The 16,277-nt window shown below is 31.5% G+C and carries 14 protein-coding genes and 1 pseudogene; 4 read left to right on the top strand and 11 right to left on the bottom strand.

Translation table 11 applies throughout. The annotated features are described in order from the left end of the window. Positions 1–3 precede the first annotated feature (3 nt). Together LFT63_RS12295 and map are read right to left on the bottom strand one after the other, a co-directional pair. Positions 4–390 (bottom strand): DUF2543 family protein, encoded by a 387-nt coding sequence (locus LFT63_RS12295; protein ID WP_017637856.1) that lies wholly within the window; start codon positions 388–390, stop codon positions 4–6. A gap of 150 nt (positions 391–540) precedes the next feature. Further along, a complete protein-coding gene (gene map / locus LFT63_RS12290; protein WP_017637857.1) occupies positions 541–1,296 on the bottom strand; it encodes a type I methionyl aminopeptidase in 756 nt (251 codons plus the stop codon). 165 nt (positions 1,297–1,461) lie between these two features. On the opposite strand from map, the gene LFT63_RS12285 reads away from it, so the two are divergent. Beyond that, positions 1,462–2,448, top strand: a complete 987-nt coding sequence (locus LFT63_RS12285) for an FUSC family protein (RefSeq protein ID WP_029056008.1) — start codon at positions 1,462–1,464, stop codon at positions 2,446–2,448. Positions 2,449–2,832: 384 nt separating this feature from the next. Here LFT63_RS12285 and LFT63_RS12280 read toward each other — a convergent pair whose 3' ends face one another. Next, the gene (locus LFT63_RS12280; RefSeq protein WP_017637859.1) at positions 2,833–3,558 is read right to left on the bottom strand and encodes a type 1 glutamine amidotransferase; all 726 of its coding nucleotides are present in this window, start codon (positions 3,556–3,558) and stop codon (positions 2,833–2,835) included. After that, positions 3,558–4,871, bottom strand: coding sequence for a Mur ligase family protein (locus LFT63_RS12275; RefSeq protein WP_340769472.1), 1,314 nt, complete (start codon positions 4,869–4,871; stop codon positions 3,558–3,560). Before LFT63_RS12275 ends, LFT63_RS12280 begins: the two co-directional genes overlap by 1 nt. Before the next feature lie 194 nt (positions 4,872–5,065). Here LFT63_RS12275 and ftnA point away from each other — a divergent pair, with 194 nt between their 5' ends. Further along, positions 5,066–5,566 carry an H-type ferritin FtnA gene (gene ftnA, locus LFT63_RS12270; RefSeq protein WP_017637861.1) on the top strand — a complete coding sequence of 167 codons (501 nt, stop codon included), beginning with the start codon at positions 5,066–5,068 and terminating at the stop codon, positions 5,564–5,566. Positions 5,567–5,905: 339 nt separating this feature from the next. Continuing rightward, entirely contained in the window at positions 5,906–6,457 is a 552-nt protein-coding gene (locus tag LFT63_RS12265) for a 3'-5' exonuclease (protein WP_029056009.1), read from the top strand. 31 nt (positions 6,458–6,488) lie between these two features. Here LFT63_RS12265 and dinB read toward each other — a convergent pair whose 3' ends face one another. The 7 genes from dinB to gatC form a co-directional block, all read right to left on the bottom strand. Continuing rightward, positions 6,489–7,559 (bottom strand): DNA polymerase IV, encoded by a 1,071-nt coding sequence (gene dinB, locus LFT63_RS12260; RefSeq protein WP_340769469.1) that lies wholly within the window; start codon positions 7,557–7,559, stop codon positions 6,489–6,491. A 140-nt stretch (positions 7,560–7,699) separates the two neighbouring features. Next, on the bottom strand, positions 7,700–8,242 hold the full coding sequence (locus LFT63_RS12255; RefSeq protein ID WP_017637865.1) for a DUF3267 domain-containing protein: 543 nt from the start codon (positions 8,240–8,242) through the stop codon (positions 7,700–7,702). Positions 8,243–8,386: 144 nt separating this feature from the next. Next, positions 8,387–9,748: a 23S rRNA (uracil(1939)-C(5))-methyltransferase RlmD gene (rlmD, locus tag LFT63_RS12250; RefSeq protein ID WP_029056010.1), complete on the bottom strand. Its 1,362-nt coding sequence runs from the start codon at positions 9,746–9,748 to the stop codon at positions 8,387–8,389. A 78-nt stretch (positions 9,749–9,826) separates the two neighbouring features. Then, complete coding sequence (locus tag LFT63_RS12245; RefSeq protein WP_046467430.1) at positions 9,827–10,798, bottom strand: diacylglycerol kinase; 972 nt, start codon at positions 10,796–10,798, stop codon at positions 9,827–9,829. A gap of 510 nt (positions 10,799–11,308) precedes the next feature. Next, a complete protein-coding gene (gene gatB / locus LFT63_RS12240) occupies positions 11,309–12,736 on the bottom strand; it encodes an Asp-tRNA(Asn)/Glu-tRNA(Gln) amidotransferase subunit GatB (protein ID WP_017637868.1) in 1,428 nt (475 codons plus the stop codon). A 12-nt stretch (positions 12,737–12,748) separates the two neighbouring features. Further along, on the bottom strand, positions 12,749–14,206 hold the full coding sequence (gatA, locus tag LFT63_RS12235) for an Asp-tRNA(Asn)/Glu-tRNA(Gln) amidotransferase subunit GatA (RefSeq protein ID WP_017637869.1): 1,458 nt from the start codon (positions 14,204–14,206) through the stop codon (positions 12,749–12,751). 1 nt (position 14,207) lies between these two features. Beyond that, complete coding sequence (gene gatC / locus LFT63_RS12230; RefSeq protein WP_002452273.1) at positions 14,208–14,510, bottom strand: Asp-tRNA(Asn)/Glu-tRNA(Gln) amidotransferase subunit GatC; 303 nt, start codon at positions 14,508–14,510, stop codon at positions 14,208–14,210. 423 nt (positions 14,511–14,933) lie between these two features. Between gatC and putP the strand changes: the two are divergent. After that, positions 14,934–16,277: pseudogene (gene putP / locus LFT63_RS12225) on the top strand (sodium/proline symporter PutP); the annotation flags it as partial.

Here is a 16,277-nt window from a genome sequence, read left to right as displayed (position 1 = left end):
TTTCTATGCCACAGCACTCATATAATGAATTAAATGACACTCTTTTTCAATAGTCATTTTTTCTTTTGTCTGTTCACTTATTTTAGTTTCTATTTGTGCATAATAAGCCTCAATATGATTTAAGTAATTTCTTAATGCTGCAATTTCATGATCATGTACTTCTTCTGCACATTGGATATTATATAAATCTGCTATATCTATATATTTATTTTCTAATGCTAAAGATATACTGTCAATTAACTTTTTGAGCTGTGCTCTCTTCCCATTTAAATATGCTATATAACTTTCAATACTTTTTATTTTTTTATCTAGTTTCATTTTATATTCATCGATATTATATCTTAATGACGATTTAAAAATGTGATTTAAATAATTCTCCATATAATTCATAGAACCACCTCACCATTGATTAGGTTCTATTATAAAACAATTCCGAAACCTTAAGTAATAGGCTCCGGAACCATCTCGTATTAGTCCTTTAGTCCTAGATTAAATCATAATCATTTACTTTAATTATTTAAGGACTGTCTTAATTTTATATTAATTATCTATTTTTGTTGTTAGTAAAGGACCATCTTTAGTAACAATGACAGTATGTTCAATTTGAGCAACATAACTTTTATCACTTGTTTCAAATGCCCATTCATTTTTACCTTCAGTTACAAACGTAGCTTTAGATGAAATAAATGGCTCAACTGCAATGACAAGTCCTTCTTTTAATAATGTTTTATCTTTTGGATCATAGTAGTTCATGACATGATTAGGTGCTTCATGTAATGATTGACCTACTCCGTGACCTGTTAAATTCTTAATAACTGTTAAATCATTTTGACGCGCAGTTGCATGAACTGCTTTACCAATATTACTTAATTTCGTGCCTGGTTTCACTTTAGCCATTGCATTTTCAAATGCCATTGTCGCTACATCACATACCTTTTGTTTTAAAGGATCTGATGCTTCACCTACAACAAATGAAATGCCTGTATCAGCATAAAATCCGTTTTTTAGTGCTGATACATCAATATTAACTAAGTCACCTTCACGAATAATACGTTTCCCTGGAATACCATGAGCGACTTCTTCATTCACACTAATACATGTTTGACCTGGGAAGTTTTCGTCATGAATTGGTGCAGATAATGCGCCATGTTCTTCAAACAATTCTTTTGCAATATTGTCTAATTCTTTAGTTGTAATGCCTGGTTTAGTTTCAGCTTGCATTGTATCTCTTACTTTAGCGCAAATATATCCAATTTCTTTTAGAGCTTGTAGTTCTTCATCTGTTTTTACAATCATTTTTATCCCGTTCCTTTATATTTATATTCTATCTTATTATAGCAAAAATTTTTTGATATACTAAATATGAATGCATTATAAAGTATTTATTTTGTTTGTATAAGAAAGAGAATTTGAAAAAGCGATCTACGTTTTAAAAATTCCCTTTTTAAGGGGGACAACAACTTGAATGAAAAATGGTATAAACATATTATTGGTGCACGTACAATTAAGACAGGCTTAGCAACCTTCTTTACTACTGTGTTTTGTATGTTATTGAACTTAACACCAATTTTTGCCATATTAACAGCAATCGTAACCATAGAGCCTACTGCTAAAGCATCTATTAAAAAAGGCTATCGTCGTTTACCAGCTACAGTTATTGGAGCTTTATTTGCTGTTGTATTTACATTTATTTTTGGGGATCAATCACCGTTTGCATACGCCTGTAGTGCAACGTTTACGATATTGGCTTGTACTAAATTAAATCTACAAGTTGGTACAACAGTTGCTGTTTTAACTTCAGTTGCTATGATACCTGGTATACATGAAGCTTATGTATTTAATTTCTTTTCACGTTTATTAACTGCTTTAATTGGACTTGTTACTGCAGGACTTGTAAACTTTATGATTTTACCGCCTAAATACTATAGTCAATTAGAAGATAATCTATATAGATCTGAAGATAAAATGTATGACTTATTTAACCAACGTTGTCATGAGTTACTACTTGGACGATTTCAATCTGATAAAAGTAATAAAAAAATCATTCAAATTAGTAACTTAAACCAAAAAATTGACTTATTAACTGGATATCAACGTGATGAACTTACTTATCATCAAAATAAAGCCGAAGATTGGAAAAAGCTTAATAAACTAACTAGTAGGGCTTATACTAATAGATTATTAATGACACACCTAGCCAATATTATTTATTTACCTAAAGATGCCTATGTATTCTTTACTCCAGATGAAAAGTTAGCAATATTAAAAATAAGTACAAGTATTAGCCACATTCTATGTGATGGTACATTTAAGCGTGAACGTAAATCAGCTTCAACTTTAAAATCTTCAGTAAAACAACTTGAAGAATTCGATCAGAATCAAATTAAAAGTCATCTTATATATGAAATTTTATTAATCTATAAAATATTAGATCATCGCTATGCGTAAAAATATTTTCAAATGAAAGAGACTGGGACATAAATCCTAGAAAAATAGCCAGTCAATGAGTTTATCCAAAAAACTCATTGACTGACTTCTTTATTTATAATACTTCGTATTATCGGCTCGCTTTCTTAGGGGACAGCTTCAGCCTGTAGTCTTCAGCTTGTCCTGTTCCCTTAAGAGTCTCGCCAAAATACATCGAATTTATATGTAATTTTACATCAAAACACTTTAAAAAATAAGGCCCTTTCGTATAATTTAATAAACATCACTAAACTAAATTAACGAGGTGCCTTATGTACAAAGATTATAACATGACTCAACTTACACTACCAATGGAAACTTCAGTTCTTATCCCCACAAATGATATGTCACGACATGTTTTAATACTTATTTATTTTTGTTTGCACGATCAATTAAAACTTGTTTAGCCGCTTCTTCTTCTGTGTTGTCTAATTGTTTTGGTTCAAATGGAATACCTTTTCTTTCACAGGCTTTCTCTAATAGGTAATCAGTGATTTCATGATTTTTAGGTAAAATCGGACCATGTAAATATGTTCCCAATAAGTTCTTATAATGAATACCTTCTTGTCGATCTGTATCATTATTACCGTATCCATGTGTCACATGTCCTAAAGTACCAAAATTATGGAATGTTCTACCGCCATGGTTTTCAAATCCTACAATTGTACCAAATGTATCACTTTCTATAATAATATCTCCAGTTAAGCGATCTTCTTTGGATTCAGTATAAAAGTCTAAAATGCCTAAACCATCAAGTTCTGTCCCATCAGGTGTAATATATTTTGTTCCTAAAAATTGATAGCCACCACAAATTGTCAGACCTGGCATACCATCTTCAATTGCTTCTTTCAGTGGTGTTTTAATTTTACTTAATTGTTTCGTTGCTAGTGATTGTTCACGATCACTTCCCCCACCGATAAAGAAGATATCACAGTCATCAAATGTAACATTGTCTGTTTCATTGATTTCAACAACTTTAAGCTGAATATCACGTTTTTTAGCTCTCATTTTTAATGCGATAATATTACCTATATCGCTATATAAGTTTAATTTATCAGACATAAAATGATAAATTGTCAATTCATGCTTCATTATGATTGTCCTCCTTCAAAAGAACGATTCAATTGTTCTAGCATTGGTGATAATGAAGTATAGTTTGGAATGGCAACAGTAAATCCTGTGTAATCCATTGTTTTAGCAGTTGCTTTATAAATATCTCTTTCAAGTACTACTGGAACATCTACTTCTGCTAATTTCAATCTTAATTGTAATTCTTCAGCACGATTTCCTGTTACTATGATAGCTTCTATATCTTGATTACTTAACTTCTCAAAATCAGCATCATATATCCAAGAAGTGTCTCGACCATCTGCAGCATTGTCATTTAAACTAATAACATACACTTTACGTCCTTCTAATTGTTCACCTACTGATAAGCTAGCATTCATTCCAGCTGGATTTTTCGCTAAGTTAATAATTGCTTCTTTTTGGTTCAATGAGAAGTATTGCATACGTCCATTGTCAGAGGTATATGTTTCAAAACCTTTTTGAATAGATTCATCATTTAAACCAAGTTCTCTTAAAACAGTATATGCTGCTAGCGCATTATAAGCATTAAAATCCCCTGCTATTTTCATATTAAATGACGTTTCACCAATATTTAATTTAAGGAATGGTGAAGTTTCAAATGAAGTCACTTCATATTTAGGTTGTTCACGCTTAAATCCGCATTCACAATGATAATGACCGATTTGATTGTAATGGATATAATCGTATTCAAGTAAACGACCACAATTTGGACAATATCTACTTTCGTTCATAGTACTTTGTTCAAATTCATGTGCGTGTGCTTTCATGCCATAATAAACACGTGTTTCACTAGCAATTTTAAGACGACTAACAAACGGGTCATCGGCATTTAATAATAATTTGATACCTTTATCGCTAATTGATTTAGCAATATTGTTAACCATGATGTCTATTTCACCAAATCTGTCCATTTGGTCTCTAAAGAAGTTGGTAAATACCATCATTGACGGCGTTACTTCTTTAAGTACTCGTGGTATTGATCCCTCATCTATTTCAATAATTGCAATTTTTGTTTGCTTTGTTGTTTGCATAATAAAGGCGGATGTAATTCCTGCTGCCATGTTCGCACCTTCATTGTTATGGATAATATCGATATGATTGGCTTTTAATGTGTGTCCAATTAAGTTAGATGTCGTCGTTTTTCCGTTAGTACCACTAATAAATACAATATCATCTACTTGTTCGGCTAATTTTCTTAATATGTTTTGATCGACTCTACGTGCGATTTGACCTGGTAAGTCAGTTCCATTTTTACCCACGGCTCTACTTGCCTTACGCGCTAACTTCGCTAAATGGGTTGCAGTCCATTGTCTCATTTGTTTCCTCCCTATTACTATTCACTCGCATAATTATAACACGCAGAGGGTATAACTAAAAAGATTCTCAATTAAAAAGATAAAAATGCACCCTAGATTATAATAATTATTATTTACGAATGAGAATAAGTTTGTTATACTCAGTTTAGTTAGTAAGGAAAGTAATTAAATTATTTAATATGAGGTGAATAAAAATGTTAAACAAAGAACTTTTAGATGCATTAAATGAACAAATGAATCATGAGTATTTTGCTGCTCACGCATATATGGCGATGGCATCTTATTGCGATTCAGAATCATATGAAGGTTTCGCAAATTTCTACATTCAACAAGCAAAAGAAGAAAGATTCCATGGTAAAAAAATCTATGACTACATTAATGATCGTGGTGGTCATGCTAAATTTACAGCATTACCAGCACCTAAAGTTGATTTCAATTCTATTTTAGAAACATTTAAAGATGGTTTAGCTCAAGAACAAGATGTTACAAAACGTTTCTATAATTTATCTGAAATTGCACATAGAGAAAAAGACTACGCTACTATTTCATTCTTAAATTGGTTCTTAGATGAACAAGTTGAAGAAGAATCAATGTTTGAAACACACATCGATTATTTAAATCGTATCGGCGACGATTGCAATACTTTATATCTTTATGAAAAAGAACTAGCAACACGTTCATTCGACGAAGAATAATACAATTAGGTTTTATTGAACTCTAAAAGTTATTTTTTAATAGTTGAATAATAACTAAAAGGTTTGTTTCCTAACTTATTTAGGAGACAAACCTTTTCTTTTTTGAGGATGTTGTGGTGCTTTCCTTATTACTTCTTTAATTGGTTGTTCTACATAAGTGATATGTGTCATTTTGGTATAGACCATCTATTCATCCTTATCCTATTTTAATAACTATTAACTCATCTCTTTCTCTAATTAAAAATATGTTTTATGAAGTCTGATTTATTATGATTTAAACTCATTTTGATGTAAAGTAAATGATATTAGTCATGTATTAAAGGAGTTGTCATATACAAAATGAAAAATGCATTTGTTGCGTTGGACTTTGAAACTGCTAACGGTAAACGTACTAGTATCTGTTCAGTAGGTATGGTCAAAGTCATCGATAATAAAATTACAGAATCATTCCATACATTAGTTAATCCAAATGATTACTTCTCGGAACAAAATATTAACGTTCATGGTATTCACCCAGAAGATGTAGCCTCTTCTCCTGATTTCGCTTATGTATATCCATATATGATGCAATTTATAGAGGAACTTCCCGTAGTTGCACATAATGCAGCATTTGATATGAATGTATTACATCAAAGTATACAATCAATTGGATTAGAAACACCCCATCTTACCTATTTCTGTTCATATCAATTGGCCAAACGCACGGTTCAATCTCACCGATATGGATTGAAACATATGATGGATTTTTATAAGTTAGATTTTCACGGTCATCATGATGCATTAAATGATGCTAAAGCTTGTGCTATGATTGCATTTCGATTATTAAAACACTATGATGATTTGTCTAGTATGTTAAATATTTATGGTAAAGATTTAAAAGATAAAGGCTAATAATGAAGTATTTTACTTACATTACTAGCCTTTATAAAAAGTCATATATTGTCATATTTCGATAAGCTGATTGTTCTAAATTTCCTACTGTTACACCAATTAATCGAATTGGTATATCAGGATCTTTTAATTCTGTATAAAGCGTATATGCAATATTATATATATCAGTCTCTGAATTAACTGGATCTCTTAGACTTGTCTGCTTTGAGAGTATTTCATATTGGTATGTTTTAATTTTAACTGTCACAGTTTTTCCGGATTTTTGTAATTTATTAAGTCTCTCTGCTGTTTTCCCTGATAATTCCCAAACCTTTCTCAAGATTTCATCATCATCATTTACGTCTGTTGCAAAAGTACGTTCAGTTCCAACTGACTTACGTATTCTTGTAGCTTTCACCTCATTGTAATCTATACCTCTTGCCTTATTATATAGACCTCGTCCTCTCTTACCAAATAAACGTATTAATTCAAACTCATCCTTATTATATAAATCTTGCCCTGTAAAGATATTATTATTATGCATAACCTTTTCAGATGCTTTACCTACTCCTGGAAATTCTCCTATGTCCAAATTCATTAATATATCGTGAACGTTGTTATAATCTATCACTGTAATACCATTCGGTTTATTCATACCACTTGCTAATTTAGCTAAAAATTTATTATAAGAAACTCCTGCTGAAGCAGTTAATTCTGTTTGTTCTAAAATATCTCTTCTAATGAAATTAGCAATTGTTGACGCAGGCAAATCTGGTCTAACTAGATGTGTTATATCTAAATACGCTTCATCTAATGACATAGGTTCAACTATTTCAGTATAACTACGAAATATATCCATTATTTGTTTAGATGCTTCTCTATATGCATCAAATCTACTCGTAACATAATAACCATTCGGGCATAATTTATGCGCTTGAGACATGGGCATAGCTGAATGTACACCGTATTTTCTTGCTTCATATGATGCTGTGGAAACTACACCCCTATTACTTGCTTTGCCACCGACGATCACAGGTTTTCCTTTTAATTTTGGATTATCTCTCATTTCAACTTGTGCAAAAAAGTAATCCATATCAATGTGTATAATCCTTCTTTCTTCCATGTATTCACCGCCTTTCGTTCACTATTATCTATTACTCTCATTATAAATTGTAAGACAACATTTCACGAACTTCATGCTTTGTTTTACAAAACAAAAATACCACCTCCTCAAATTAGAGGGGCGGTATTATACCTTTTTCATTATTCATGATGCATTTCATTAGGTTTATGTTGGTATAAATATAAACCTTCATCGTATTTTTGAATATATTTAAATTTACTAGCAAGTGCAAGGGAAACTAATAAAATATCAAATACACAATAACCAACGTGAATACTAAACATAAATATTAATGATGAGTAGGCATATGTGCTAATAAGTACTAACAATATAGAACTAATGATAATTAATGGAGCTAACATGATTATGCTAAATTGCCATCTATTAAAGCAACTTTCAGTATATTGCAATATCATTGTTCCCTTTTTATATTTCAATTGAGGCTTTTCACCTTTAGAAAATAAAATGAATAAAATATGATGTATAAATTCATGAACAATTAATAAAATCACAAATCCCGCAAAACCATAAACTAGATTTAATAAAATATTTTGTTCTATAATATGAGTTATTTTGTAAGCCCATTTATATGTAAATAAAATAACAAACATAACTAGTACTATTTGCATTAATACAAAACGACGTAAGTTTATTTTATCTGGAAACAAATCAATTTTATGCACAACCAACCCTCCATTTATCTCTAAATTTAACATTAGTATACAACGTTTAATAGCGATACTAAAGCTATTTTCAAGAAAGTAAGTTGCTTGTAATATAATTTTAATAATCGTCTTTATATAGCAATCAACAATAGTTAAAACAGACTATTTTCTTTCAAATAATGCAACTGTTTCTATATGAGTCGTTTGTGGGAACATATCTACTGGAGTGATTTCTTTCAAATCATATTGTTGACTAAGTAATTGTGCATCACGTTGTTGCGTAGACGGATTACAAGAAATATATACAATACGCTTAGGATTTAATTCTAATAACGTTTTAATGAAAGTTTCATCGCAACCTTTTCTTGGTGGATCGACCATTACTACATCTGGTCTTATTCCTTCTGCTTTCCATTTTAGAATAACTTCTTCTGCTTTCCCACAGACAAAAGTTGTATTTTCTAATTGGTTTATAGTCGCATTTTCTTCTGCGTCTTTGATTGCAGATGGTACGACTTCTACACCATAAACGTGCTTAGATTTTTCTGCCATATATAAACCAATTGTTCCTATACCACAATACGTATCCAAAACAATTTCATTGCCCGTTAACTGGGCATATTCTAAGGCTTGATTATATAGTTTTTCAGTTTGATGTGAATTAATTTGATAGAAAGATTGATCGCTAATATTAAATGTTATTTCACTTAGCTTATCTTCAATTTCATCAGTACCATAAAGTGTAATAGATTTACGCCCCATAATAACATTTGAATGTGCATCGTTGATATTTTGTTTAATACTTGTTACATTTGGATGCAATTTAACTAACGCTTCTACTAATTGATTGGCTTGATTGAATGCTTTGCCATTAGTAACTAATATAATCATCATTTGATTTGTATAATGACCTGTTCGTACAACCAAATGACGTAGTAAACCTTTTTTAGTCTTTTCATTATAAACACTGATATTAAGTTCAGATATGAGTTGTTTTACATCATTCATAACTTGTTGATGTTTCTCATCTTGAATTAAGCAACTATCCATGTCAATAATGTCATGGCTACGTTGGCGGTAAAACCCCATTATAGGTTTTTTATTATTATTTAAACCAATTGGTATTTGTGATTTATTTCTATATCTCCACGGGTCTTCCATTCCAACAGTATCGTGTATAACTGTATCGTTAAATGACCCTTTTCGATGAAATAAATTGATGACTTGCTCTTTTTTCATTGTGAGTTGCGCTTGGTACGTCATATGCTGAAGCTGGCATCCGCCGCATTTATCATAATAAACACAAGGGGGTTCTACACGAGAATCACTCTCTACAATTACATTCAGAAGTTTACCTATCGCAAAATTTTTCTTCACTTTAATAATTTTGTATTCTATTGTTTCGTTAATTAAGGCATTAGGAACAAATATAGGATATCTATCAATTTTGACAACACCATGTCCTTCATGAGTTAAATCTAACACTTGGCCTGTTTTTATTTCATTTTTCTTTAATGTTTCCAATTTCTTTCCCCCACATATGAAAAGGCTAGGACATGTTATTTTTACTATCCTAACCTTGTGTTAATTTCATATTTATTATTATTTGTCTTCATTCTGTTGATGATCTTCTGATTTTAACTGTGGTGTTACTGTTGGTTGATCAATTAATTCTTCATTATGAATGTCATGAGGTGTAAATACATCAATATGTCGTTCTAAATTCAAGAAGTTTGCTGGTAATTTACCACCATATTCGCCATCAACATTAAGTTGCATATCTGTAAACGATGAAATATTGATTGATTTTGCTTTTTCATATATTACTTTAGGATGTTTTGTATGTTCGCCTCTTGATGCTAAGGTCATGATATGCCCTAATTCTGCTAGGTTAGCTTTTTCAACAATAATTAATGTGTAATAACCATCGTCTAATTTTGCATCAGGAACTAATTTTTCAAATCCTGCCATAGAATTTGTTAAACCTAATAAGAATAATAATGCTTCACCTTGAAAGACTTTATCATCATATTCAATGCGTAAGTCAACAGCCTTCATTTGTGGTAACATTTCGAATCCTTTAATGTAATAGGCAAATGATCCTACGATTGACTTTAATTTACTAGGTGTTTCATATGATACCTGTGTAAGTTGGCCACCTGCTGCTAAATTGATAAAATAACGATTGTTCATTTTACCGATATCAACTTTAGTACTATGACCTTCAATAATCACATCTAAGGCACCCATAATATCATTTGGTAAATGTAAGGCACGTCCAAAATCATTTACTGTACCCATAGGTATAATACCCAATCTAGGTCTATTAGGTTGTTCTGCAATACCATTTACAACTTCATTTAAGGTTCCATCCCCACCAGCAACAATTAAGATATCATAATTGTTATCGAGTGCACGTTCTGCTTCAAGCGTCGCATCACCTTCACGCTCTGTTGCATAGGCACTAGTTTCATATCCAGCTTTTTCTAATTTTATTAAAACATCAGGTAACATTCGTTTAAAAAGTTCTTTACCAGATGTCGGGTTATAAATAATTCTTGCTCGTTTTCTCATATCATATCCCTCGACTTCATATACTCATATTCAATATTAAATGATTTACTCACGAGTTAAAAGTATTTTTTAGAAAAACTTGGTACTTTAGTACCTTAGTTTTTCTTATGCATTAGCTTTAGCTAAGGCGTTCCTCTATTTTCTTAGCAATTTATTGCTTAGAAGTTCTTATGCATTAGATTCAGCTAAGGCGTTCCCTAGATTTCTTGGTACTTTAGTACCTTAGTTTTTCTTATGCATTAGATTCATCTAAGGCGTTCCTCTATTTTCTTATGCATGAACTTTAATTCAAATGTTATTTTATGTACCTAATAGCTTTAACTATTAGGTAAGTCATACTAATTTTGCTTTGCAAAAAAGTATGGCTTTGTATGAATGAACTTTAATTCAGTCGTTCTTATATATATCTATTAACTAAGTCATCACTCTTCATTCTACAAAAAGAAACACTAAAAAACTCCTACAACAATTAGTTTACACTAATCGTTATAGGAGCAAAAATCAAACCTATTATCTTTTATCTAATTCTTGTTTTAATAATTGATTTACTTTTTGAGGGTTAGCTTGACCTTTTGAAGCTTTCATAATTTGTCCTACTAAGAAGCCCATTGCTTTACCCTTACCATTTTTATAATCTTCTACTGATTGTGGATTATTATCTAATGCTTCATTAACAAATTTTAATAAAGTTGCTTCGTCAGAAATTTGAACTAAGCCTTTATCTTCCATAATTTGTTTAGCGTCTCCACCATTTTCAGCTAATTCTGGGAAGACTTTTTTAGCAATTTTACTGCTCATTGTTCCGTCTTCGATTAATTTAATCATACCTGCTAAGTTTTCTGGAGTTAATTTAGTATCTAGTAAATCAACTTGATTTTTGTTCAAGTATTCGTTTACGCCACCCATTAACCAGTTTGAAGTTAATTTTACATCTGCTCCATGTTCAATTGCACCTTCAAAGAAATCAGACATTTCTTTTGTAAGTGTTAATACATGTGCATCATATTCGGGTAATCCTAAATCATTAACATATTTAGCTTTACGTTCATCAGGTAATTCTGGAATAGTTTGACGAACACGTTCTTTCCACTCATCATCAACATATAAAGGTACAATGTCTGGTTCTGGGAAGTAACGATAATCGTCAGATCCTTCTTTTACACGCATTAAAATTGTTTTACCAGTTGATTCATCAAAACGACGTGTTTCTTGGCCAATTTCTCCACCATTTAATAATTCTTCTTCTTGACGTTTTTCTTCATACTCTAAACCTTTACGAACATAGTTAAATGAGTTTAAGTTTTTCAATTCAGCTTTTGTACCGAATTCTTCTTGACCATAAGGACGTAAAGAAATGTTAGCATCACAACGTAATGAACCTTCTTCCATTTTACAGTCAGATACGCCAGTATATTGAATGATAGAACGTAATTTTTCTAAATAAGCATATGCCTCTTGTGGAGAACGAATATCTGGTTCAGACACAATTTCAATTAATGGTGTACCTTGACGGTTTAAATCAACTAATGAGTAACCATCTTTATGTGTTGATTTACCAGCATCTTCTTCCATGTGTAAACGAGTAATACCAATACGTTTCGTTTTTCCGTCTACTTCGATATCAATGTACCCATTTTCACCAATTGGTTCATCAAATTGAGAAATTTGATATGCTTTTGGATTATCTGGGTAGAAATAGTTTTTACGGTCAAATTTAGAATTAGTTGCGATATCCATATTTAAAGCCATTGACGCACGCATTGCCCAATCTACTGCTCTTCTATTTACAACAGGTAATACACCAGGGTATGCAAGGTCAATTACATTAGTATTTGAGTTAGGTTCTGCTCCAAAATGCGCTGGTGATGGAGAGAACATTTTTGAGTCTGTTTTTAGCTCAACGTGAACTTCAAGTCCGATAACTGTTTCAAAATGCATTATTTCCACTCCTTATAATTTTTCATAAGCGTCATGTAAGTTGAATTGTGTTTCATATTGGTATGCAACACGATATAACGTCTTTTCATCGAACGGTTTACCTATAAATTGTAATCCAATTGGGCGTCCGTTTGATTGTCCACAAGGAACAGAAATACCTGGTAAACCTGCTAAGTTAACTGGTGTTGTTAATAAGTCATTAGCATACATTGTCAATGGATCGTCAATTTCGTCACCTAAATCAAATGCAGTTGTTGGTGCTGTTGGTCCTACTACAACATCATAATTTTCGAACACTTTATCAAAATCATTTTTAATTAAAGTTCTAACTTTTTGTGATTTTTTATAATAAGCGTCATAATAACCTGAACTTAATGCAAATGTACCTAAGAAGATACGGCGTTTCACTTCATCACCGAAACCTTCTGATCTAGACATTTTGTATAATTCTTCAAGTGATTGTGCTTCTTTTGAATGATAACCATAACGAATACCATCAAAGCGAGCTAAGTTAGCTGATGCTTCTGAAGATGCAATTACATAATATGATGGTATACCATATTTAGTATTTGGTAATGATACTTCTTCTACTTCAGCACCTAGTGATTTTAATGTTTCTACAGCATTTTTAACTGATTTTTTAACATCTTCACTAACACCTTCACCTAAATATTCTTTAGGTAAAGCTACTTTTAAGCCTTTAATATCTTTACCAATTTCAGAAGTGAAGTCTACATCATCAACTGGTGCACTAGTAGAGTCATTAGCATCTATTCCAGAAATTGCTTCTAAAACTAAAGCATTATCTTTAACATTACGTGTTAATGGTCCAATTTGGTCCAATGAAGATGCGAATGCAACTAGCCCAAAACGTGATACACGACCATAAGTTGGTTTCATACCTACGATTCCACAGTATGAAGCTGGTTGACGAATAGAACCACCAGTATCTGAACCTAAACTAAATGGTACTAATCCTGCTGCTACAGCTGCTGCTGAACCACCAGAAGATCCACCAGGTACAGCTGAGTGATCAAATGGATTTACAGTTTTCTTGAAATAAGATGTTTCTGTTGAACCACCCATCGCGAATTCATCCATATTTAATTTACCAATTAATACAGCATTTTCATTATGCAATTTGTTCATAACTGTAGATTCATAAATTGGTACAAAACCTTCTAACATTTTGCTTGCACAAGTAGTTTCTAAATCTTTTGTGATGATATTATCTTTAATTCCCATTGGGATACCAAATAACTTACCTTCCATTTGGTCTTTCTCTTGTAATTCATCTAATTCTTGTGCTTTTTTCATTGCGTTTTCTTTATCTAAAGCTAAGAAAGATTTAATTGTTGGATCTGTTTCTTCAATTGCATCATAAATATCACTAACTATTTGTGATGGCTTAATTTCTTTATTTTTAATTAAAGTTAATAAATTCTCAACAGACTCATAGCGAATACTCATCTTAAGCGTCCTCCTCATTCATGATGGCTGGAACTTTAAATTGTCCATTTTCAGTTTCTTTTGCATTTTTTAATGCTAATTCTTGAGGAATGCCCTCGATAGCTTTATCTTCACGTAATACATTTTGTAAATCTAATACATGATATGTTGGTTCTACACCTTCTGTATCAGCACTATCATTTTGTTTAGCAAAATCTAAAATACTTTCTAATGTATTGGCCATTTCATCCGTTTCTTCAGGAGAAATTTGAAGTCTGGCTAAATTAGCTATATGTTCAACTTCTTCACGTGTTACTTTAGTCATTAAATAAAAGCCTCCTTATTACTCATTCATCACTAAATTGTATCAAATATTCATTTAAAAATCTAAGCATTTATTGATTGAGAGTAATTTAAATAACTCATTTCATATCTTAGGTTGATATTTATTCAAATATTGGAGTGAAATAAACTCGAACCACATCGATTGTTAATTGTGTTTTTGTTACTTATTTATAAATAAAAGCATATTTATTGAAAAAATATCACTAAGTATATCTTTGGATACATTATTATGCATAATTAATAAACAATAAACAACACACATTTATTAAAGTATCCTCTTTACATAAAGCACTTAAAGTTGATTAAAAACAAAATTTTATTTTTTCACTTTTCTAAACATTTAACTATAATGTATAATATTACATGTGACACAAATAAATACTTATATAAGGGAGTGTTTAAAATGCTATATTTGGGGACAGCACTTAATCAGCAAGTGAATGCAAATTGGCAAACCTATATTATGATTGCCATTTACTTCATTATTTTACTTATTATTGGGTTTTATGGTTACAAACAAGCTACTGGTAATTTAAGCGAGTTTATGTTGGGCGGTCGTAGTATAGGACCTTATATCACTGCATTATCTGCAGGAGCTTCTGATATGAGCGGTTAGATGATTATGGGGTTACCGGGGTCGGTATATAGCACTGGTTTATCTGCGATGTGGATAACAATTGGATTAACACTTGGCGCCTATATCAATTATTGGGTCGTTGCACCTAGGTTAAGAGTTTATACAGAAATAGCGGGAGATGCTATCACCCTTCCAGATTTCTTTAAAAACAGATTAAATGACCAACAAAATATCATTAAAATTATTTCAGGTTTAATTATTGTTATATTTTTTACGTTATATACGCACTCTGGATTTGTTTCAGGTGGAAAGTTATTTGAAAGTGCGTTCGGCTTAAATTATCATTATGGATTAATACTTGTAGCTATTATAGTAATTTTCTACACTTTCTTTGGAGGATACTTAGCCGTATCAATTACAGACTTTTTTCAGGGTGTTATTATGCTAATCGCCATGGTTATGGTACCAATTGTTACGATGATGCAGTTAAATGGTTTAGATACTTTTAGTAGAGTTGCTGAAATGAAACCTACTAATATGGATATTTTTAAAGGGACAACAGTAATTGGAATTATTTCCTTATTTTCATGGGGCTTAGGCTATTTTGGACAACCTCATATTATCGTACGTTTTATGTCTATTAAATCACATAAATTATTACCTAAAGCAAGACGTCTAGGTATTAGTTGGATGGCTATCGGACTTTTAGGAGCAGTAGGCGTTGGATTAACAGGTATTGCATTTATATCAGAAAGAAATATAAAAATGGAAGATCCAGAAACGTTATTTATTATTATGAGTCAAATTTTATTCCACCCACTTGTTGGCGGATTTTTACTTGCTGCAATTTTAGCAGCCATTATGAGTACTATTTCTTCACAATTATTAGTTACTTCAAGTTCTTTAACCGAAGATTTTTATAAACTTATTCGCGGTGAAGAAAAAGCAGCTACTCATCAAAAAGAGTTTGTAATGGTTGGTAGATTATCAGTATTAATTGTTGCCATTATTGCAATTGTCATTGCGTGGTACCCAAATGACACTATTCTTAATTTAGTTGGTAATGCATGGGCTGGCTTTGGTGCATCATTTAGCCCGTTAGTATTATTTTCATTATATTGGAAAGATTTAACTAGAGCTGGTGCAATTAGTGGAATGATTAGCGGAGCA

The organism is Staphylococcus sp. FSL H8-0121, from assembly GCF_038008425.1.
GTDB classification, from domain to species: Bacteria; Bacillota; Bacilli; order Staphylococcales; family Staphylococcaceae; genus Staphylococcus; species Staphylococcus pasteuri.
The sequence above is the reverse complement of the archived record's forward strand: the minus strand, read 5'-3'. Positions and strand labels throughout refer to the sequence as shown.

Bases quoted from the DNA above. Each gene is read 5' to 3' on its own strand.
- LFT63_RS12245 (WP_046467430.1), bottom strand. From the start codon at position 10,798: ATGAGAAAACGAGCAAGAATTATTTATAACCCGACATCTGGTAAAGAA.
- map (WP_017637857.1), bottom strand. From the start codon at position 1,296: ATGATTGTAAAAACAGATGAAGAACTACAAGCTCTAAAAGAAATTGGA.
- ftnA (WP_017637861.1), top strand. From the start codon at position 5,066: ATGTTAAACAAAGAACTTTTAGATGCATTAAATGAACAAATGAATCAT.
- LFT63_RS12265 (WP_029056009.1), top strand. From the start codon at position 5,906: ATGAAAAATGCATTTGTTGCGTTGGACTTTGAAACTGCTAACGGTAAA.
- dinB (WP_340769469.1), bottom strand. From the start codon at position 7,559: ATGGAAGAAAGAAGGATTATACACATTGATATGGATTACTTTTTTGCA.
- gatB (WP_017637868.1), bottom strand. From the start codon at position 12,736: ATGCATTTTGAAACAGTTATCGGACTTGAAGTTCACGTTGAGCTAAAA.
- gatC (WP_002452273.1), bottom strand. From the start codon at position 14,510: ATGACTAAAGTAACACGTGAAGAAGTTGAACATATAGCTAATTTAGCC.
- LFT63_RS12295 (WP_017637856.1), bottom strand. From the start codon at position 390: ATGAATTATATGGAGAATTATTTAAATCACATTTTTAAATCGTCATTA.
- gatA (WP_017637869.1), bottom strand. From the start codon at position 14,206: ATGAGTATTCGCTATGAGTCTGTTGAGAATTTATTAACTTTAATTAAA.
- LFT63_RS12275 (WP_340769472.1), bottom strand. From the start codon at position 4,871: ATGAGACAATGGACTGCAACCCATTTAGCGAAGTTAGCGCGTAAGGCA.
- LFT63_RS12280 (WP_017637859.1), bottom strand. From the start codon at position 3,558: ATGAAGCATGAATTGACAATTTATCATTTTATGTCTGATAAATTAAAC.